This is a genomic window from Neolewinella maritima, from assembly GCF_923081025.1.
Classification (GTDB): Bacteria; Bacteroidota; Bacteroidia; order Chitinophagales; family Saprospiraceae; genus Neolewinella; species Neolewinella maritima.
The window spans coordinates 1359678-1379149 of the sequence record NZ_CAKLPZ010000001.1 but is presented as its reverse complement, the minus strand read 5'-3'; the positions used below and the strand labels follow the sequence as shown (position 1 = coordinate 1379149).

At 56.6% G+C, this 19472-nt stretch carries 15 protein-coding genes and 2 tRNA genes; 12 read left to right on the top strand and 5 right to left on the bottom strand.

The window, feature by feature from the left end:
* Positions 1 to 15: 15 nt before the first annotated feature.
* The 11 genes from MJQ68_RS05675 to ruvB all read left to right on the top strand — a co-directional run bounded on the left by MJQ68_RS05675 (position 16) and on the right by ruvB (position 13903).
* The gene (locus MJQ68_RS05675; RefSeq protein ID WP_238750057.1) at positions 16 to 1377 is read left to right on the top strand and encodes a dihydrolipoyl dehydrogenase family protein; all 1362 of its coding nucleotides are present in this window, start codon (positions 16 to 18) and stop codon (positions 1375 to 1377) included.
* 14 nt (positions 1378 to 1391) lie between these two features.
* Positions 1392 to 3038, top strand: a complete 1647-nt coding sequence (locus MJQ68_RS05670; RefSeq protein ID WP_238750056.1) for a DNA polymerase/3'-5' exonuclease PolX — start codon at positions 1392 to 1394, stop codon at positions 3036 to 3038.
* Positions 3039 to 3399: 361 nt separating this feature from the next.
* Positions 3400 to 6531: a SusC/RagA family TonB-linked outer membrane protein gene (locus tag MJQ68_RS05665; RefSeq protein ID WP_238750055.1), complete on the top strand. Its 3132-nt coding sequence runs from the start codon at positions 3400 to 3402 to the stop codon at positions 6529 to 6531.
* An 86-nt stretch (positions 6532 to 6617) separates the two neighbouring features.
* The gene (locus MJQ68_RS05660) at positions 6618 to 8069 is read left to right on the top strand and encodes a SusD/RagB family nutrient-binding outer membrane lipoprotein (protein WP_238750054.1); all 1452 of its coding nucleotides are present in this window, start codon (positions 6618 to 6620) and stop codon (positions 8067 to 8069) included.
* Positions 8070 to 8093: 24 nt separating this feature from the next.
* The gene (locus MJQ68_RS05655) at positions 8094 to 8615 is read left to right on the top strand and encodes a hypothetical protein (RefSeq protein WP_238750053.1); all 522 of its coding nucleotides are present in this window, start codon (positions 8094 to 8096) and stop codon (positions 8613 to 8615) included.
* Positions 8616 to 8739: 124 nt separating this feature from the next.
* On the top strand, positions 8740 to 9276 hold the full coding sequence (locus MJQ68_RS05650) for an NADPH-dependent FMN reductase (RefSeq protein WP_238750052.1): 537 nt from the start codon (positions 8740 to 8742) through the stop codon (positions 9274 to 9276).
* A gap of 30 nt (positions 9277 to 9306) precedes the next feature.
* The gene (topA, locus tag MJQ68_RS05645; RefSeq protein ID WP_238750051.1) at positions 9307 to 11925 is read left to right on the top strand and encodes a type I DNA topoisomerase; all 2619 of its coding nucleotides are present in this window, start codon (positions 9307 to 9309) and stop codon (positions 11923 to 11925) included.
* Position 11926: 1 nt separating this feature from the next.
* Positions 11927 to 12259: a DUF3467 domain-containing protein gene (locus MJQ68_RS05640; RefSeq protein WP_238750050.1), complete on the top strand. Its 333-nt coding sequence runs from the start codon at positions 11927 to 11929 to the stop codon at positions 12257 to 12259.
* A 75-nt stretch (positions 12260 to 12334) separates the two neighbouring features.
* Positions 12335 to 12409: transfer RNA gene (locus MJQ68_RS05635), tRNA-Val, on the top strand.
* A gap of 10 nt (positions 12410 to 12419) precedes the next feature.
* Positions 12420 to 12496 (top strand) — tRNA-Pro (locus tag MJQ68_RS05630).
* A 378-nt stretch (positions 12497 to 12874) separates the two neighbouring features.
* Positions 12875 to 13903 (top strand): Holliday junction branch migration DNA helicase RuvB, encoded by a 1029-nt coding sequence (gene ruvB, locus MJQ68_RS05625; RefSeq protein WP_238750049.1) that lies wholly within the window; start codon positions 12875 to 12877, stop codon positions 13901 to 13903.
* Here ruvB and MJQ68_RS05620 read toward each other — a convergent pair whose 3' ends face one another.
* The 5 genes from MJQ68_RS05620 to panC all read right to left on the bottom strand — a co-directional run bounded on the left by MJQ68_RS05620 (position 13904) and on the right by panC (position 18543).
* Positions 13904 to 15316, bottom strand: coding sequence for a coiled-coil domain-containing protein (locus MJQ68_RS05620; protein ID WP_238750048.1), 1413 nt, complete (start codon positions 15314 to 15316; stop codon positions 13904 to 13906).
* Between the two features lie 162 nt (positions 15317 to 15478).
* A complete protein-coding gene (locus MJQ68_RS05615) occupies positions 15479 to 16489 on the bottom strand; it encodes an aspartate-semialdehyde dehydrogenase (protein WP_238750047.1) in 1011 nt (336 codons plus the stop codon).
* Positions 16490 to 16602: 113 nt separating this feature from the next.
* On the bottom strand, positions 16603 to 17115 hold the full coding sequence (locus MJQ68_RS05610; protein WP_238750046.1) for a fasciclin domain-containing protein: 513 nt from the start codon (positions 17113 to 17115) through the stop codon (positions 16603 to 16605).
* A gap of 152 nt (positions 17116 to 17267) precedes the next feature.
* Positions 17268 to 17612 carry an aspartate 1-decarboxylase gene (gene panD, locus MJQ68_RS05605; RefSeq protein WP_238750045.1) on the bottom strand — a complete coding sequence of 115 codons (345 nt, stop codon included), beginning with the start codon at positions 17610 to 17612 and terminating at the stop codon, positions 17268 to 17270.
* 43 nt (positions 17613 to 17655) lie between these two features.
* Entirely contained in the window at positions 17656 to 18543 is an 888-nt protein-coding gene (panC, locus tag MJQ68_RS05600; protein WP_238750044.1) for a pantoate--beta-alanine ligase, read from the bottom strand.
* Positions 18544 to 18637: 94 nt separating this feature from the next.
* Here panC and MJQ68_RS05595 point away from each other — a divergent pair, with 94 nt between their 5' ends.
* On the top strand, positions 18638 to 19462 hold the full coding sequence (locus MJQ68_RS05595) for a glycogen/starch synthase (RefSeq protein ID WP_238750043.1): 825 nt from the start codon (positions 18638 to 18640) through the stop codon (positions 19460 to 19462).
* Positions 19463 to 19472 lie beyond the last annotated feature (10 nt).

Here is a 19472-nt window from a genome sequence, read left to right as displayed (position 1 = left end):
TAAGAAACTATCCGTATGTCAGTAAAGGAATTTGATGTGTTGGTCGTAGGGGCCGGCGCAGCCGGTGAATCCGTGGCCATCGCCGCCGCAAAAGCCGGCAAAACCGTTGCCATCACCGAAGGACGTGCGTACGGAGGCACCTGTCCGCTACGGGGCTGCGACCCAAAATTGGTCCTTCACGCCGCCGCCGAGGCAATGTTTCACGTAGACCGGCTACGGGGTAAGGGCTTCACCTCCGCCCCCGGTTTTAGTTGGCCCGATCTGATGGCCTGGAAGCGGACCTTTACCGAGCCGGTTCCCGAGGGCGCGCGCAAGAAGATGAAGGAACACGGTATCGAAGTATACCGTGAATATGCCGCCTTCGTAGATCCCCACGTCATGCAGGTCGGCGATGAGCAGCTCAAGGCAGAAACTATCGTGCTGGCCACAGGCATGAAGCCCGCCCCCCTGGATATACCCGGCAATGAATTCCTCTACACCAGCGATGACTTCCTGGAGATGGACGACTTACCCGCCGAGATGATCATCATCGGAGGGGGCTACATCGGCACGGAATCCGCTCACGTCGCCGGCGCGCTGGGTTGCCGCGTGACCCTGATCGTCTCCGAGTCCGTACCGCTGGATAAATTCGACAACGACCTGTCCCGCCTCTTACTCGAGTCCGACCAGCGGCGGGGCATGAAGTTCCAGCTCAACAGTAAGGCGACGGCCGTTCGCGAAAAAGGTGACCGCTTCGAGGTAGATGTAGAGGATGAAGATGGTAAGCTGACCACACTGACCACCGACCGCGTACTCCACTGCGCCGGTCGCGTCCCCAATACTAAAAAGCTACAGCTCGACGCCGCCGGCATCGGCTACACGGACTCGAAGAAGATCAAGGTCGACACGAAGCTGCGGACCAATTTGGCGCACGTTTACGCCATTGGCGACTGCAGCGACAGCGGCCTGCCGCTCACTCCGGTAGGCGGCTACGAGGCATCCATCGTCAACGCAAACCTGTTCGAGGGCGGGGATGAGTCAGCTGACTATTACCCGATCCCCACCGTGGCCTTCTGCCTACCGGGCATGGCCTCCGTAGGGATGACCGCCAAGGAATATGAGAAGCTGCCGGCCGGCCATACCGTCGAAGTATTCCACAAGGACATCACCGACTCCTACCACGCCCGACACCTTAACAGTCCGGTATACGCCTATAAACTGTTCGTCGATACAGAGCGGGATATTCTGTTGGGCGCCCACCTGTTGGGTCCCGGCGCACCCGAGATGATCAATATGCTGTACCTGGCGATCAAAGAGAAAACCCGGGTATCCAGACTACGCAAACTGCTGTACACCTACCCCACCGCCTGTTCGACGGTCAAGTCCATGCTGGGCTAAGTTACCTTTGGCCCATGACCAACCCGGAGATCGCCCGCCACTTCCGCGAGCTAGCCAAGCTCATGGAGCTATACGGCGATAACCCCTTCAAGATCCGCAGCTACACCAACGCGTACAACAAGCTGCGCAAGGACGAGCGTGACCTGTCCGGTATGTCAGAAGCACAGCTGCAACAACTGGAAGGAGTAGGCAAAGCCATCGCCGGCAAGATCCACGAACTAGCCACCACCGGTCGCATGGAAACCCTCGAAACGTGGCGCGCCCAGACGCCGGAGGGCATCCGCGAAATGCTGCACATCAGCGGCTTCGGCCCCAAAAAGGTCAAAGCCGTATGGGACGGACTCGGGGTCACTACCGTAGGACAACTCCTCTACGCCATCAACGAAAACCGGCTGGTGGAGCTCAAGGGGTTCGGCCTGAAGACGCAGGAGAGCCTACGCCAGAAACTGGAGTTTTTGCAACGCAGCCGTGGCCAGTTCCACTACCGTACACTCGAACGGGTAGCGGACGCTCTGCTGCTGCAGCTGCGCACGGCCTTTCCCGACGAGCACTTCGAGACCACGGGGGCGTACCGCCGTGCCTGCCCTACCCTGTCTACGGTCTCCGTTCTCACTACCCTGGCACCCGCGCTCGCGCCCCGTATAGCGGGTCTGGAGATACGGGAGCAAACGGACGAGAAAACGATGGGCTCGGTAGACGACTACCCCGTCACGCTCCACCACTGCACGGCCGAAAACTTTGGCAGCAAGCAATTCAGGCATACAGGCAGCCCCGAGTTTCTGCGCGCCTTCATCGATCGCTTTCCAAACCGCGACTTCACCGATCTGCCCGATGAACATGAGGTGTGGGCGCGTGCGCAGGTGCCAAGTATTCCCCCTGAGCTGCGCGAGTCCGACTGGGTGCTGGAGCTGGCGCTTACGGGTGAGCTACCACAACTGATCGAGGAGTCGGACATCCGGGGGGTGATCCATACCCACTCTACCTACAGTGATGGCATCCACTCGGTACGGGATATGGCGCTGGCCGCCCGGGAGCGCGACTACGAATACCTGGTGATGAGCGATCACAGTCGCGCGGCCTTCTACGCCAACGGGCTGGACGAGGCACGGGTACGCGAGCAGTGGGCGGAAATCGATGCGCTGAACGCCGAGCTGGCCCCCTTCCGCATCTTTAAAAGTATCGAGTGCGACATACTGAGCGATGGTAGGCTGGACTACACGGATGAGCTACTGGCGGGCTTCGATCTGGTGATTGCCTCCGTGCACAGCACGCTTAGTATGGACGAAGCGCGGGCTACGGAACGCTTACTGAATGCGATCAGTAATCCCTTCACGACCATCTTAGGTCACCCGACGGGGCGGCTCTTACTGAGCCGGGAGGGGTACCCCATCGACCACCGCCGCGTCATTGACGCCTGTGCCGAGCACGGTGTAGCTATTGAGTTGAACGCCAACCCGTACCGGCTGGACCTCGACTGGACCTGGATTCCCTACGCCCGGGAGCGCGGTGTGCTGGTGGCCATCGATCCGGATGCGCACAGTACGGCCGGGATCGATGATATCCGCTACGGAGTGCTTGCCGCGCGCAAGGGCGGGTTGACTGCGGCAGACTGCTTAAGTGCTCGTTCGCTAACAGAATTTTCGAAGCACCTGAATGGGTAGTAAGTGAGTCACTGGATATTCGCAGATCGGCTGATCTTGCTCATCAACCGTACTATTGGTTTAAACACCAAAATTTTATTTGGCACCTTCTGAGATAGCTAGGTAAAAAGCAGCGGAATTTAGCCGTAGGCAGCGAACGTAGGTCGCATACCGTTAGAGTTTTGTTACTTTTGCACCATCCGGCACTCCTCTGTCCGGTGGCCCTTAATCAACTTCCTCTCCCCAGTATACCGCGCCGTCGTCGCAAACCGTATCCCACATTGTTGTAACAATCAATGCACCAACAGTCTTACGGGGCTGGTGAACGGCTGCCCGTATGCTGAGACGAAGTCATCGAATTACTCGCTAACAATTTCAAATTATGGATCGATTTAGACTTTTACTTGTGGTCTTGCTGCTCGGCGGTCTGACCGCCCTGCAGGCGCAGGGCATCACCGGTACCATCTCCGATGGAGATGGTGTACCCCTCATCGGCGCCTCCATTTTGGTCGACGGTACCACCTCTGGAACCGTTACCGACATCGACGGCAACTTTACGCTTGAGGTGCCCGCCAACACCGAAACGATGACGATCAGCTACACGGGTTTTGAGACCATGTCCGTGCCGGTCATCGTCGGTCAGAAAGTGTACGACATCACCATGCTCGAAGGCTCTACCAGCCTTGACGAAGTGGTAGTTACCGCACAGGGTATCGAGCGGCAAAAACGCGAGCTAGGCTACTCGGTAGCCACCATCTCGGGTGACGAAGTAGGTACCGTACGGGAAACCAACGTAGTGAACTCACTGCAGGGTAAGGTTTCCGGTGTACAGATTTCGCAGCAGAGTGGTAATCTGGGTGGATCGACTAAGATCCTGATCCGCGGTGTAAACTCGCTGTCCGGCAACAACAACCCCCTGTGGGTAGTAGACGGTGTACCCATCTTCGATAACAACGTTACTACGGGTAGCCAGATCACTGGTGGTTTTGACACCGGTAACCGGGCGCAGGACATCAACCCCGATGACATCGAAAGTATCAGCGTCCTGAAGGGTGCTAATGCAGCTGCCCTCTACGGTAGCCGTGCAGCCAATGGTGCTATCATCGTCACTACTAAGAAAGGTGGCAAGGGTAACCGGGCAAACATCACCTTCAACTCTACTTACCGTGCCGACACCCCGCTGCGTCTTCCTGACTTCCAGAACGAGTACGCGCAGGGAACGAATGGCCGCTACGACCTGGATAACCTAAACGGTTGGGGTCCACGTATTGAAGGACAGCAGGTAGAAAACCTGGGTGGTGAAACGGTGGCCCTACAGGCTTACCCCGACAACGTCAAGGACTTCTACGAGACGGGTAGCACCCTGATCAACAACCTCGCCATCGGCGGAGGTAGCGAGAAGAGCAACTACCGCTTCAGTGCTACGGCCCTGAACCAGGAAGGTATCTTCCCGGGCTCGGAGCTTGACCGGATTACACTTGGCCTGAATGCCGGGCAGAAGTTTGACCAGAAGATCAGTTCTAGCTTCGGTATCAACCTCGTACGTACTACTTCAGGTGGTCGCGTAGCACAGGGTGGTAACGACCCTAACGTACTGGTGCCCATCATCAACGGTTTCCCGCGCAACCTCGACCTGAACCAGATTCGCAATTACATTGACGAATCTTCGGGTGTGGGTGAGCAGCTGAACTCCCTATCGGAAACAACCAACAACCCCTACTGGGTCGCACTGGAGAACCAATTCAATACCGAAGTAGACCGTGTATTCGGAAACTTCGCCCTGACGTACGAACCGCTGTTCTGGCTATCCTTCACGGGCCGCCTGGGTGTGGACTTTATCGCGGACAATCGTTTTCGCTCCAACCGCAAGGGTACCCTCGGTCGGGTACAGGGTGACTTCACCGATGACCGCATCGAGCAGCGTCAGTTGGACTACAACTTCCTGGCTACTGCCGGCAATAACCTGACGGACGACATCTTCGTCAAGGCCATCGTAGGTTTCAACTACAACACGCGGGTCTTCGAGCGGCTGCAGAACCAGGCAGTCAACCTGACCGTCGATCAGCTCTTCAGCACGGGTAACGCAGAGGTCAATAACGTATCCAATAGTTTCAGCGAGCGTCGTCTGTTTGGTGTGTACGGTGATATCACCTTCACCTTCCGTGACTACTTGTCGCTTAACCTGACGGGCCGGAATGACTTTTCTTCTACCCTGCCCCTGGACAACAACAGCTACTTCTACCCCTCCGCCGGTTTGAGCTTCATCTTCACCGATGCGCTCAAAATCGACGATGGTATTCTGAGTTTTGGTAAGATCCGGACTAGCTATGCAGAAGTAGGTGGCGACACCAATCCGTACCAACTGGCCTTCAATTACTTCCCTCAGACCACGGCCTTCGGCCAATTCGGTACGGGTACGAGTTTCCCATTCGACGGTCGCCTGGCTTTCTCCGGCCCCGGTACGATTCCCCCCGAGGCGCTTCGTCCCGAGAGTGTCCAGAGCTTCGAGATCGGTACTGAACTACAGTTCTTTAACGGTCGCTTCGGACTAGACTTTACGTACTATAACGTCACTACTGAGGATCAGATCCTTGCCGTGCCGATTCCTGAATCCACTGGATTCTCGTTCCAGCGCCTCAACGTTGGTGAGACCAGCAACAAGGGCTTCGAAATTACGCTGAATCTCACGCCGATCAAGACAGAGGCTTTCACGTACAACTCCCTGATCACCTTCACCCGCAACCGCTTTGTGGTAGAGGCGCTGAGCCCCGGTACCGATCGCTTGGTCATCAACTCCGGCTTTAACAGCCTGCAGATTGTGGCGGAGCCCGGCGAGAGCTTCGGCCTGTACGCCAACACATTCCAACGGGTAGAGGCCGACAGCAGCCTGGCCCTAGCCGATCAGCGCGTACTGGTAAGCTCCGAGACGGGCCTGCGCAGTGCTGGTGACAATGAGCGCATCGGTGATGTATTCCCCGACTTCATTGCGGGCTGGACCAACAACATGACATTCAAGGGCGTAAACCTCCGGTTCACGTTTGACTACCGCCAGGGTGGTTTACTGTTCTCCAACACCGTGGCCGATCTTCGGTCCAGCGGTCTGGCCGCAGAAACCGCAATTGGTCGCGACGGATCATTTATCGATCGGGGCGCATTTATCGAGGAAGCTGACGGAACGGTACGTCCTAACGACATTCCCGTGACGGCCCAGGCTTTCTGGCAGAATTACTCCGATGGTGGCATCACTGAGTACAGCATCTTCGACGCCAGCTTCATCAAGCTGCGTGAGATCGCGCTGAATTACACGATTCCCTCTTCGGTCCTCTCTAAGGTGCCGTTCCAGACGATTACCCTGGGTGTAGAGGCGCGTAACCTAGCGATTCTGTACAGTGAAATTCCCCACATCGATCCTGAAACCAACCTCTTCGGTTCGGCTAGTGATGGAGCTGGTATTGAATTCAATAGCCCTCCCACCACGCGTACGTTTGGTGTGAACCTGCGTCTTGGCTTCTAGCCGACTACAGAAACAGGCCAAGCTTAAACCTAACACTAGCGGGAGGACGTATCTACATACCTCCTCCCGCTAAATCAAACTAACTAATGAAAAAGTATTTACACCTTCCTCTGGTAGCAGTGCTGTTCCTATTCGGAACATCCTGTGACGACCAGCTGGATATCAACGAAAATCCCCTGGCGGCTACCCAGGTGGATGCCAACTTGCTCTTCCCCGAGATTCTGGTGAATTTCTCCAATATCCGTGAGTCAGAACTAGACGCACGTATTGGAACTATTCCCCAGTACTATGAGCCCGCTTTCGGCGTCATTGGCGATTACGCCCTTGGCCTACGTAGCAACACCTTCCTGATGGGTAACGTGTGGAGTAACATCTACACTAACGTCCTAAAAAACAGTGGCTTGTTGGAACGTACCGCTCTGGAAGCGGAACCCGGTACGCGAAACAATATCATCGCTCAGGCCAAGATCATCAACGGACTTGCCTACTGGCAGGCTACGATGCTCTGGGAAGATGTACCCTACACCGAAGCGGTCGACTTTGTGACTCAACTTCCTAAGTTCGATTCGCAGGAAAGTATCCTTCGCAACATCGCGGCCGATCTTGCTACCGCGGTATCGCTCATCGACGAGGGTTCCGCGAAGATCGAATCCGGTGACCTGGTCTACGATGGTGATATGGACCTTTGGCGTCGTGCTGGCAACAGCCTGCGCATGAAGATTCTCATGTACATCGCCAATAAGGATGAAGGTAGTGTAAGCGGTGATATCGCTGCACTAGCTGCCGGTCCCCTACTGGAGACAGCCGATCAAAACGCCCAGCTTTCGTACCTGGATGCGCCGGGTAACTACAATCCGTACTGGAACATTCTGAACAACTTTGCAAACGGCGTTAACCCTACCTGGTACATCGCCAGTGAAGCGTCCTTTAACCTGATCTCTAGCCTGGATGACCCCCGGCTGAGCGTCTACTACGACGAATCAGAAGACGCTGCCACGGTTGGTACCGGTGATTTCGGGCCGGTATCATCCCCCGGAACCTTCAATGGTTTCGGCCGTACTGCCGCCATCCTGAGCTCGACACTGATTCGCCCCGACCGTCCTGATACATATATCGTAGCGAGTGAGACGCAGTTGTTGAAGGCCGAAGCTATCCTGCGCGGACTAGCGAGTGGAGACGCACAAGCCGCCTTTGAGGCCGGTATTCGTGCCAGCATCAATGAGTACGACGGAACGGATCGTGAGGTCGCAGATTCCGAAGTCTCTGCTTACATAGAAAGCTTAGGTTCCCTAGACAGCAAGAGCGACAATGCCGCCCTACTGGCCGTGCGCCAGCAGCTTTACATTGCCAACTTCGAGCGTCTGCCCGACGGATGGTCCGAATGGCGTCGTACGAAGGTTCCTACCCTACAGGCACCCTCGGGTAGCCAGGTAAGTGGAGTGGTCCGCCGCTTCTTCTACCCACCGGATGAGGTAGGTGCTAACACCAACGCTCCCAGTCCAAAAGCTCTCGATGCCCCGATGTGGTACGAGAACTAATCACACACTTCCTAAATAGATAATATGAAACGCTTTAATATAATCCTCCTGGCAGTGTGTGCCCTGTTCGTAGCAAGCTGCGACTACGACACCTACGAGGATGAGAATGCGGTGACCCAGCTGGAGAACGGTGAGAAGTTCGTTCGCATCCTCACCGGAGGAGCGGACGGCGAGCAAACCGTAACCGTAAGTGAAACCACCCCGGGTCTAATCCCAGTTGAGGTAGAGAATCTCTTTGCCTTCGGTGAGGATGTAACCGTAGAGTACGGTCTGGGTGGCAGTGCCGCCTTTGGAGCAGACTACACCGTTGAAGGTGCCAGTGCTTCCGGCGGTACCGTAGTAGTCAATGCTGAAAATGATGACGCTGAGGATAACTCTCCCTCAACCGGCGTCATCGAAATCGAACTGTTTGTTGACACCCTTGTCAATGGACCGGAGACCATCATCGTGGAACTACTCTCCGCAGCAACGCCAAGTAACACCACCATAAATGTGGGACAGGGTTCGCTACGCAAGACGCTTACGATCAACTTAGTGAACGACTAGTATCGATCATATTCCCCGTAACTAACGCCCCGCTTCCCAACCGAAGCGGGGCGTTTTGCATTTCCCCCGCACCCGCGGCCCCGCAATCCTGCCGTAAGTTTGCGGCCCTTAAGCCCCCCACCCTATGATCACCGTCATTTCCGGTACGAATCGGCCCGATAGCCGGACCCTCGTGTTCGCCCGCCATTACGTTCGGCAACTGGAATTACTGGGCGAGGAAGTCGAGTTACTGGACATGGCTGACCTGCACCATGGCTACTTCGCCGGAAAGATGTACGATCCACTGGGAAGCGACGGGCAGCTACTTAAGTGGCAGCAGCAGTACATCAGCGCCGCCGATAAGCTAGCCGTCTTCGTGCCGGAGTACAACGGGAGCTATCCAGGAGTACTAAAGCTGTTCATCGACGGGATCTCCGTAATCGACTATACAGGAAACTTTGCTGGTAAGCACGTGGCCCTGGTCGGCGTAAGCTCGGGCCGGGCGGGTAATCTGCGCGGTATCGATCACCTGGCGGATGTCTTTGCGCATATGGGTGCGTGGGTACTTCCGAACCGGCTGCCATTATCGAGTGTAGAAGGGCTGCTGACGGACGATGAGATCAGCGATGCAGAGACTAAAAAAAGCCTTAAACAGCAGGCAGAACAACTAATTGCGGCGTAGAACCGTACACCAAGAGCAAGGAAACTGTGTATGTCGAAGAATTTATTGATCGTTGAGTCCCCCGCCAAAGCGAAAACCATTGAGAAGATCCTGGGGAAAGATTATACCGTTAAATCGTCCTTCGGGCATATCCGCGACCTCGACAAGGGAGACGGTGCGGTCGACGTAGAGCGGGACTTCGCCACCCGCTACGTCGTCTCCCCCGAGAAGCGCAAGGTGGTCAAAGAGCTCAAGGCCGCCGTCAGCAAGGTCGATACCGTATGGCTTGCGACGGACGAAGACCGCGAGGGGGAAGCCATCAGCTGGCACCTGTGCGAAGTGCTGAAGCTACCCGTCGATACGACCAAGCGAATCGTATTCCGGGAGATCACACCACCCGCAATTAAAGCTGCGATCAATAATCCGCGGACGGTAGATGTCAATCTGGTCAACGCCCAGCAGGCCCGCCGGGTGCTGGACCGATTGGTAGGTTATGAACTCTCTGGCGTACTCTGGAAAAAAGTGAAGTTCGGCCTCAGTGCCGGGCGCGTACAGTCGGTGACCGTCAAGCTCGTCGTCGAGCGGGAGCGGGAGATCATGGGCTTCGAAGCCAAACCCTTTTTCCGGGTCAATGCGATCTTCGGTGTACGCAACGAGCAGGGAAAGGAAGTGGAGCTGAAGGCCGAAAGCCCCGGCCGCTTCGATACGCAGGGCGATGCGGAGGCTTTCCTCAAAAAGTGTATCGGTGCCGAGTTTAGCATCAGCGACATCGACGTCAAGCCCACCAAGCGTAAGCCTGCGCCGCCCTTCACCACCTCTACCCTACAACAGGAGGCCAGCCGTAAGCTGTACATGAACGTAGAGCGGACCATGCGCGTCGCTCAGCGCCTGTACGAGGCCGGTCTGATCACTTACATGCGTACCGATAGCATTAGCCTGTCGGAAACCGCCCTGCAGACCATCGAAGCGGAGGTAACCAAGGAGTATGGCCAGCGCTACAGCAAAATGCGCCGCTTCAAAAGTAAGAAGAAGGACGCCCAGGAGGCGCACGAAGCGATCCGGCCCAGCTACGTCGATCGCCACACCATCAAGCAGGGAGATCGCGACGAGCAGCGACTGTACGAGCTGATCTGGAAGCGTACCGTAGCCAGCCAGATGGCTGATGCCGAACTGGAAAAGACTACGGTGAATATTGCCATCGATAAGGCACCGGATGAGCGACTGCGTGCCCAGGGTGAAGTTCTTAAATTCGATGGCTTCCTGAAGCTCTACATCGAGAGCAACGACGACGATGAGGAGGACGAGACCACCGAGGGCATTCTGCCCCCGCTGCAGCAGGGTCAGATCCTGCCCCTGAGCGAGATGACCGCTACCCAGCGGTTCACCCGTCCGCCCGTTCGCTATACGGAGGCATCTTTGGTAAAGAAGTTGGAGGAGCTCGGTATCGGCCGCCCGTCCACCTACGCGCCGACCGTGTCAAAAATTATGGACCCCAAGCGGGGCTACGTCACCCGGGAAAACCGGGATGGAGATGAACGCGCTTACGCCGTGCTTACGCTGAAGGACGGGTCGATCACTACGGAAGAGAAGACGGAAATCACCGGCACGGTCAAGAACCGCCTGTTCGCCAGTGATATCGGCATGGCGGTAAGTGACTTTCTCGACGAGCACTTCGTGGATGTGATGACCTACCAGTTCACGGCCGACATTGAAGACAAGTTTGACGAGATTGCCGACGGTCATGTGACCTGGACGCAAATGCTGGAAGACTTCTATACGCCCTTTCACGAAACGGTAGAAGAAACCACGGAGAGCGCCGAACGCGTCACTGGCGAACGCATACTCGGTAACGATCCCGTATCCGGGAAGACCATCCTGGTCCGCTTGAGCCGCAACGGTCCGGTGATCCAGTTGGGTGCGCCGGACGAGCTCGTACCGGACGAAAAGCCGCGCTACGCCAACTTGCCCGCCGGGCTAAACATGGACGAGGTCGATCTAGAGACCGCCCTACCCCTCTTCGACCTGCCTAAAGTACTGGGCGAGATCGACGGGCAGGAAACCGCGGTGGGAATTGGTCGCTTCGGCCCCTACATCCGCTGGGGGGAGAGCTTTGTCAGTCTGCCCAAAGGAGCTGACCCACATTCGGTCACCTTTGCGGATGCGAAGGAATTGGTTGCCGCGAAGAAGAAGGCGGACGCCCCCGTAATGTCGTACAAGGAATTGCCCGTCACGAAGGGTGCCGGACGCTTTGGTCCCTTTCTGAAGTGGAATGGCATGTTCATCAACATTCCCAAGCGGTACGAGCCCGATAACCTGAGTAAGGACGACATGATCGAGCTTATCCAGGCTAAGGAAGAGAAGGAAGCGCTGCGCTATATCCAGCGATTCGAAGCTGAGAAGATCGACGTGGAGCAGGGCCGCTGGGGTCCATTCATTCGGTTCAAGAAGAAATCACTGAAGCTGCCCACCGTAGACGGCAACAAAATGAGCCGCGAGCAGGCCGGTGAGCTTTCTTTGGAGGAGGTAAAGGCCATCATCGAAGATCACATGCCCGGCGCATTTAAAGCCAAAGCGAAAAAGGCAGCGGCAAAGAAGAAACCAGCGGCAAAGAAGAAGGCTACCGCCAAACGAAAGGCACCGGCTAAGAAAAAACCCGCCACAAAGAAGTAATATGGCAGACGACAAAAATAAAGCCGCGCAGAACCAGCTCAGTATCGACCTTCCAGAAGATATTGCTGAGGGGGTCTACTCTAACCTGGCCATCATTACCCACTCTAGTTCGGAGTTCGTGATCGACTTTGTACGCATCGTACCGAATGCGCCGAAGGCAAAGGTGAAAAGTCGCGTGATCCTTACCCCCGAACACGCCAAACGCCTGCTCTCGGCCTTGGCCGATAACGTACAGAAGTACGAGCGGCAGTTCGGTGCGATCAGTCAGCACGGTGGGAGCAACAACGGACCAAACTTCCCTCCGACCACTTTTACGCCTACGGCGCAAGCTTAGGATGAAATAGTTGGGTGGAACTTTTGCACTCTGCCGGGGTGGTGTATATTTGCAGCCGCTTACGTCATTACCGACGGTCGATTAGCTCAGTTGGTTTAGAGCGTTGCATTGACATTGCAGAGGTCACTGGTTCGAATCCAGTATCGACCACGTATAAAAGCGGGATGTGGCGCAGCCCGGTAGCGCACACGCCTGGGGGGCGTGGGGCCGCTGGTTCGAATCCAGTCATCCCGACCACAACGGAAAGGTCAGCTTGCTTGCAAGCTGGCCTTTCGTGGTTATAGCGATATATGCTTCAGTAATCCTTTGGTGGCCAGACTTGAGACACTACCTTGAGCCTGGTCTCGGATTAGTGAATCCAGTATGTGTTTGTACGACTATGGGCGATTATCTTATTGTATTCAACGCCTTTATTTCGTACACCTATAAACACATAGTTCCCATGCTCGAGGATGAATTGTGCTAAGGCACAACCCACTCCACGGACATTACATTTAATCCACACTGACCAGACCAGTCATGGGCGGAGCGATCCAGTATCGCTTCGCCCTTTCTGTTCCTTCCGGTCACCCGCCACTAGAAGTTGCCACAAATTGTGTCCTATCTTTGCGGGCCATGAACCAGCACCTAGATCCCTCCCCCAATCAGCTCACGCCCGAAGACGGTGCTATGGAGCGGGCGCTACGTCCCGATAGCCTTAGTGAGTTTAGCGGTCAGCCCAAGATCGTGGCCAACCTCAAGGTATTTATCCAAGCAGCCGTGCAGCGGGGCGACACCCTGGATCACGTACTTCTACACGGCCCCCCGGGTCTGGGTAAGACCACGCTAAGCCACATCATCGCCAACGAACTGGGATCGGAGCTGAAGCTGACGAGCGGTCCGGTCTTGGAAAAACCCGGTGACCTGGCCGGCTTACTGACCAATCTCAACGAAGGTGACGTGCTGTTCATCGATGAGATTCACCGGCTCAACAACGTAGTAGAGGAATACCTGTACTCGGCTATGGAGGACTACCGCATCGATATTATGATCGATAGCGGCCCCAACGCCCGCTCGGTACAGATTAACCTCAATCCCTTTACGCTGGTCGGTGCGACCACTAGGATGGGACTGCTGACCGCACCGATGCGCGCCCGCTTCGGGATCAACTGCCTGCTCGACTACTACGACGTCGATACACTGATCAAGATCATTACGCGATCGTGCGAGATCATGAGTGTACCTATCACCGCCCAGGGTGCGGTAGAGATCGCCCGGCGTAGTCGGGGTACGCCCCGGATCGCAAACGCCCTCCTCCGCCGGATCCGCGACTTCGCCCAGGTGAAGGGGACGGGAACGATCGATCAGGAGATCGCCAACTATGGACTAGCGGCGCTCAATGTAGACGAAGGTGGCCTGGATGAGATGGACAACAAGATACTAGACGCCATCATACATAAATTCAAGGGCGGTCCGGTGGGTGTATCCACCATTGCCACCGCAGTGGGTGAGGAGACCGGTACCATCGAGGAAGTGCACGAGCCCTTTTTGATCATGGAAGGCTACCTGATGCGGACACCACGCGGGCGGCAGGCCACAGAAAAGGCGTACCACCACATTGGTGCTACGCCTCCCGGTACGGTCAATACGCTGTTCGAATTCTAGCTACTCTTCCTCAGAGATCACCCGGGCGGTAGCCTTTACGGTATCTACTACGGACTGCACTTCGTGCTGTGCCTTTTCGATCACCTCGTCTACTACTTCGGTAGCCTGTTGGAGCAGCGAGGGTGCCGCAGTACGTTGCTTTCCTTTCACTTTACGGGGAGGATCCACTTCGCCGGCCAGTACCTGAGAGAAGGCGGCAAAATTCGCGGCTACGTCCCCCGGGGCAGCCTGACGTAGTTCTTTACGGTCTGCTTTTCCCTTGCGCTTCCCCTCTTTGATCAGCGCAGCGGCAGCGGCCAGCTTGGCTTGCTCTTCCGGGCTAACCGTGCGGCTACCCATCTCGGCGGCGATCTTGGCGCGTGCGGCATCTTTGGCAGCCCGCTCGGCTGCCTTGCGGGCCTGCTTTTCCGCGCGCTGCTTGTCTTTTTCGATACGCCCCTCCAGCATGGCCTTGGTCTTGACCATATCGGCAAGCTTCTCGTTCTTGCTGGCTACGCGACTCTCGATCATCACGATCTTGGCCTGACGGATCTGTGCTTCGAGCTGGCCGTCCGTACGCTCAATGCGGCGACGCTCGAATTTGAGGTCTTCCTCGTCGCGGCCGATGCTTTTTTGCATCCGTTCCATGGCTTTGAGCAGGCCCTGGTAGCGCGATTCATTACGGCCCAGAGCGGCAGTAGCTGCGCTGCCCCCGTCACTGCCCTTGCCACCGCCGCGTTTTTCCTTTACTGCTTTAAAGGCTGCATCAATACGGCCGTATACGTGGTCGCGGTCGGTCTTGGTAAACTTCACACCGTGGAACTTGCGCTGCAATTCCCGCAGTTCCTGGAATACCTTATTCAGGTGAGTACCCTCCACGATGCGCTTCTCCACATCATCCAGCAGCGTGGCGAACTTTGCTTTCTGCTTGCCGGATTCTTCTTCGTACTGGGCGTTGACCGCTTCACGCAACTCCTTCAACTTGGCAAACACCGCATCCGACCGCTTACGCAGTTCGTTGCCCTGCTCGCGCATCAGCGTCTTGTCCTGTAGCTGCCCCTGCACCTTTTGCCAGAACGCCTTGGCCTGATTCCACAGATCGCTGCTGTAGGCTCCGGCCCGTTCGATACGGTCTTCGATCTCGGCGAGCTCGCTGCGGTAGTTCTGGGCAAGCTTTTCGCTCAGTACGTTGAAGTGCCATTCCGTTTGTGCACGGACAATCATGTCAGTCTGCTCGGCCTTGAGGTCTTCGGGCAGCAGGCCGTCCGTGACACTGAGCTCACGGGCGATCACGCGGTCGGGTTCGGGTAGCTCCGCGTCCTGGCCTTTACGCCACTTATCCATGAATGCGGTGTACACTTCATCCGTGACCACCTTTTCGGGAAAGGTCTGAATACGGACGATATTATCGGTGACTTGTAGCTCAATGGTCATGAGCACACGTTTTTCCTGGGCATCACGCCCCCAGACGGCAATTCGGTTTCGCATAGCGATGGTCTCACCCTGCCGGCTCAGTAGCGTACGGTGTACGCTTCGTCCAACAAGTGTTGGTTAGGTTCGGTAAATGAACGGTCAATACAGCACGAAGTTCCCACCCTATGCGGTCACGGCCGTTCCGATCAGTCCGTGTTGAAGTAAATATTCCGCGATTTGTACCGCATTGGTGGCAGCTCCCTTGCGGAGATTGTCCGATACGACCCACATATTCAGTCCGTTGTCGATACTCTCATCCCGACGCAGGCGCCCCACGAACACTTCATCACGGTGCTTGGCCATCAGGGGCATGGGGTATATGTTCTGTTTAGGATCGTCCTGTACGACGAGTCCCGGTACTGCCTCCAGCAGCTCCCGCACTGCCTCAATTGTAAAGGGGCGCTCGAACTCAATATTCACGCTCTCGCTGTGACCACCATCTACCGGCACCCGCACTGCAGTAGCTGTAATGGCGATGGAGGGATCATTAAGGATCTTGCGGGTCTCGTGCACCAGCTTCATCTCCTCCTTGGTGTAGTCATTTTCCAGAAACACGTCACAGTGGGGAATGCAATTGGCGAAAATGGGATAGTGGTAGGCCGGATCCTCGCTTGTCCCGCCCCCACGCTCGGTCTCGTACTGGCGAACGGCCTTCACGCCCGTACCCGTAAAGGACTGGTACGTAGAAATCACCAGACGCTTGATCTTAAATGCCTCGTGCAGCGGGGCCAGTGCTACCACTAGCTGGATCGTACTACAGTTGGGGTTGGCGATGATGCGATCCGTAGCGGTGAGCGCTGCGGCATTTACCTCGGGAACGACCAGCTTCTTGTCCGGGTCCATGCGCCAGGCGCTGCTATTGTCGATCACCGTAGTACCTACGGCGGCGAACTTCGGGGCCCACTCCAGGCTCGTCGAGCCGCCGGCGGAGAAGATAGCCACGTCGCAGCGGGCGTCGACGGCAGCTTGCATAGACACTACGGTATAGGACTTACCCCGGTAGTCGAGCTGTTTTCCCACCGAGCGCTCCGACGCTACGGGGAGCAATTCCGTGATGGGAAAGTCATGCTCCCGGAGCACTTCGAACATTACGCCTCCGACCAGGCCCGTGGCTCCGACTACCGCTACTTTCATAATCCAGTTGTTTGGGGTAGGCGAAGATAGCCCCTCCACCTAAAACGGCTCCACACCAATGGGTGCGGAGCCGTACATACGAGACACTATAGTAGGTCGTCGGGAGGGCCAGCTTACTCGCCGAGTAAGGCCTCCACGTCAAAGCCCTCGGGGATCAGTACCTGGTCAATGAGGTACACCACGCCGTTCGAAGCGGTCAGATTTTCACCCACGTTCACTTGTCCTTCCTCGAGTACGCGCGACATGGTGTCGCTAGACTCCGGGTCGGCACTATTGATGAAGTGGTACGAGAGCAGTGCGGTGAGCGACTCGCTATTTTCGGGCAGTAGCAGCGCATCTACCAGTCCGTCGGGCAGCGCGGCGAAGGCCGCATCGGTGGGGGCCAGTAGGATGAAGCTCCCGTCAGCGTCCAGGTCGGCGGTCATCCCCGCACTGTTGAGCGCGGTGCTGAGGGTGGTCGTTTGGGCATTTTGTCCCACGGTCTGCCCGATCGTCTGTTCGGCCTCAGCATACGCTTCTTCCTGCGGTTCTACGTCGGTGGGGGTGGGTACTTCCTCCTGGGCGTGCAAACCGGTGGAGAAGATGGTAGCTGCGAGCAGCAGCAGAAAACTGAATAAGGATTTCATATCGGTTGGTTTAAATGAAGCAAACGCAACCGGGGTGTAATACGTAGTTCGGCAGGTAAACGGCATAGTACTGGTGGTAGTTGCCTATATTTTGGTGACCAAATGTTAAAGTTTGCGTGATGGCGCGTCCGCGGGTGCGGTGCCGGTGGGGTCTATACCCGGTTACCTTCACCGGGGAAGGCCACCCTGGGCTCGAAGGCGAGCGCTTCCTCCGTGGTCATGTATCCGTAGGCAATGATGATGACCACATCACCTACCTGGCACCTGCGCGCCGCCGCCCCGTTCAGACAGATGATACCAGAACCTTCTTCCCCACGGATCGTGTAGGTCTCGATGCGCTCACCATTATTGTTATTCACGATCTGCACCTTTTCGCCTTCGATAATGCCGGCGGCATCGAGCAAGAGCCCGTCTATGGTGATGCTACCTACGTAATTGAGGTTGGCCTCGGTGACGGTAGCGCGGTGAATTTTTCCTTTAAAGCGTTGGATGAGCATAATCGGTGGTGGTGGTGGTGGGGCAAAACTTAAGTGCCGGGCATCAAACGTCCCGCTTGATCGTAGGGTTGGCCGTACCGGCAATACGGTTATCGATGAGACGGACCTGCCCGACGCGGACGGCGGCCGCGACTACGAGCTCTTCGACCGGCTGGCCGTCCTGGTAGGGTTGCAATCTACGACCGTCTACTACCATGACGTATTCGGGCTCCAGCAGGGGCACCTGCGAGAGGTGATTCATGGCGAGTTGCTCCAACTCCCGGGCAGGTCGGGCCGATCGGAGTCCGGCGGTAACGGCGGCGAGTTCACGGTTGATTTCCGCCGCCGCACGACGCTCCTCGGTAGTCAACAATCGGTTGCGACTGCTCAGGGCTAGTCCGTCATCTTCGCGCACGGTGGTGACGGTGTGAACCTGCACGGGTAGGTTGAGCCGTTCGATCATATAGCGCACTATGGCGACCTGCTGGTAGTCCTTTTGCCCCAGGTAGAGGGTGGTAGGCTGCACGATGTCGAGCAAGCGGCGGACTACCTGCACCACGCCGGCGAAGTGTCCGGGTCGCTGCCGGCCTTCCATATGCTCGACGAGGTCACCCAGATCCAAAGCGGTCTCCGTGGTAGCTGCCGCACCCTGCGGATAGACGTCGGCTTCGCCCGGGAGGTAAAGAAAATGGCATCCGTGTTCGGCCAGTAGCTGCTGATCGGCTAGCGGCGTGCGGGGGTAGGCGGACAGATCGGCCGACTCGTTGAACTGCGTAGGGTTGACAAAAATGCTGGCAACAGTGATATCGTCCCGCAGTACACTGCTATCGATGAGTGCGGCGTGCCCCTGGTGTAAGGCACCCATGGTGGGTACGAAGCCGATGGTCTTACCCTGGGCCCGGGCGGGTTGCAGGGCATCGGCAAGGGCGGCGGCGGTGGTCAGGGTAAGCAATGCGGGGAATCTACGGGCGGCGAAGATAGGCGTGTCGGCAATATTTCATACCTTTGCCGGCCCGAAGGGGGAACTAATAAAGCGATCCAACGATATGAGTAAGACCAAGGTACTGATTGTAACCCAGGAGATGGATCCGTACACGGAGCTGACCGATATCGCTACTACCGTACGGGCACTGGCTCCTTACCTTCAGAAAAACCAGATGGAAATTCGGGTGCTGATGCCCCGTTATGGTACCATCAACGAACGCCGGCACCGGCTACACGAAGTCGTACGCCTTTCGGGTATGAACATCATCGTGGACGACGACGACTACCCGCTGATCATCAAGGTCGCTTCGCTACCCGACAAGGGCGTACGGATGCAGGTATACTTCCTGGACAACGAAGATTTCTTCAAGCGCAAGTTTGTACATGTCGACAAGGCGGGTAAGCCGTTTGACGATAATGCCGATCGCGCCGTGTTCTTCTCCAAGGGTGTCATCGAGACCGTACGCAAGTTCGGCTGGCCACCCGACATCATTCACGTACACGGCTGGATGACCAGCTTGATTCCCTTCTACCTGCGCACCGCGTACAAGAACGAGCCGCTGTTTAAGAACAGTAAGATCGTCTACAGCCTGTACCAGAGCGGACCGGAGGATCATATCGCGGATGACTTCGCCATGAAGGCAAGCATCAACGCGCTGAGTGAAGATGACCTGGCTCCTTACCTGGAAGATGGAAAGCCAGCGCTACACCGCGGTGCCATCAAGTATAGCGATGCGGTCATCCGAGGCAACGCGGAGCTATCCGAGAAGCTAGAGACTGCCCTCACGGAGGCCGGTATCCCTACCCTCGATGTGCAGGGCGAAGAGGCTCCCAAGGCCAGCGTCGAATTCTACCGCGAGCTGCTGACGGCCGAGGTTGAGAAGTAACCAACCCGGC

Coding starts and splice junctions, on each gene's coding strand:
- MJQ68_RS05675 (WP_238750057.1), top strand. CDS start 16: ATGTCAGTAAAGGAATTTGATGTGTTGGTCGTAGGGGCCGGCGCAGCC.
- MJQ68_RS05670 (WP_238750056.1), top strand. CDS start 1,392: ATGACCAACCCGGAGATCGCCCGCCACTTCCGCGAGCTAGCCAAGCTC.
- MJQ68_RS05665 (WP_238750055.1), top strand. CDS start 3,400: ATGGATCGATTTAGACTTTTACTTGTGGTCTTGCTGCTCGGCGGTCTG.
- MJQ68_RS05660 (WP_238750054.1), top strand. CDS start 6,618: ATGAAAAAGTATTTACACCTTCCTCTGGTAGCAGTGCTGTTCCTATTC.
- MJQ68_RS05655 (WP_238750053.1), top strand. CDS start 8,094: ATGAAACGCTTTAATATAATCCTCCTGGCAGTGTGTGCCCTGTTCGTA.
- MJQ68_RS05650 (WP_238750052.1), top strand. CDS start 8,740: ATGATCACCGTCATTTCCGGTACGAATCGGCCCGATAGCCGGACCCTC.
- topA (WP_238750051.1), top strand. CDS start 9,307: ATGTCGAAGAATTTATTGATCGTTGAGTCCCCCGCCAAAGCGAAAACC.
- MJQ68_RS05640 (WP_238750050.1), top strand. CDS start 11,927: ATGGCAGACGACAAAAATAAAGCCGCGCAGAACCAGCTCAGTATCGAC.
- ruvB (WP_238750049.1), top strand. CDS start 12,875: ATGAACCAGCACCTAGATCCCTCCCCCAATCAGCTCACGCCCGAAGAC.
- MJQ68_RS05620 (WP_238750048.1), bottom strand. CDS start 15,316: ATGACCATTGAGCTACAAGTCACCGATAATATCGTCCGTATTCAGACC.
- MJQ68_RS05615 (WP_238750047.1), bottom strand. CDS start 16,489: ATGAAAGTAGCGGTAGTCGGAGCCACGGGCCTGGTCGGAGGCGTAATG.
- MJQ68_RS05610 (WP_238750046.1), bottom strand. CDS start 17,115: ATGAAATCCTTATTCAGTTTTCTGCTGCTGCTCGCAGCTACCATCTTC.
- panD (WP_238750045.1), bottom strand. CDS start 17,612: ATGCTCATCCAACGCTTTAAAGGAAAAATTCACCGCGCTACCGTCACC.
- MJQ68_RS05595 (WP_238750043.1), top strand. CDS start 18,638: ATGAGTAAGACCAAGGTACTGATTGTAACCCAGGAGATGGATCCGTAC.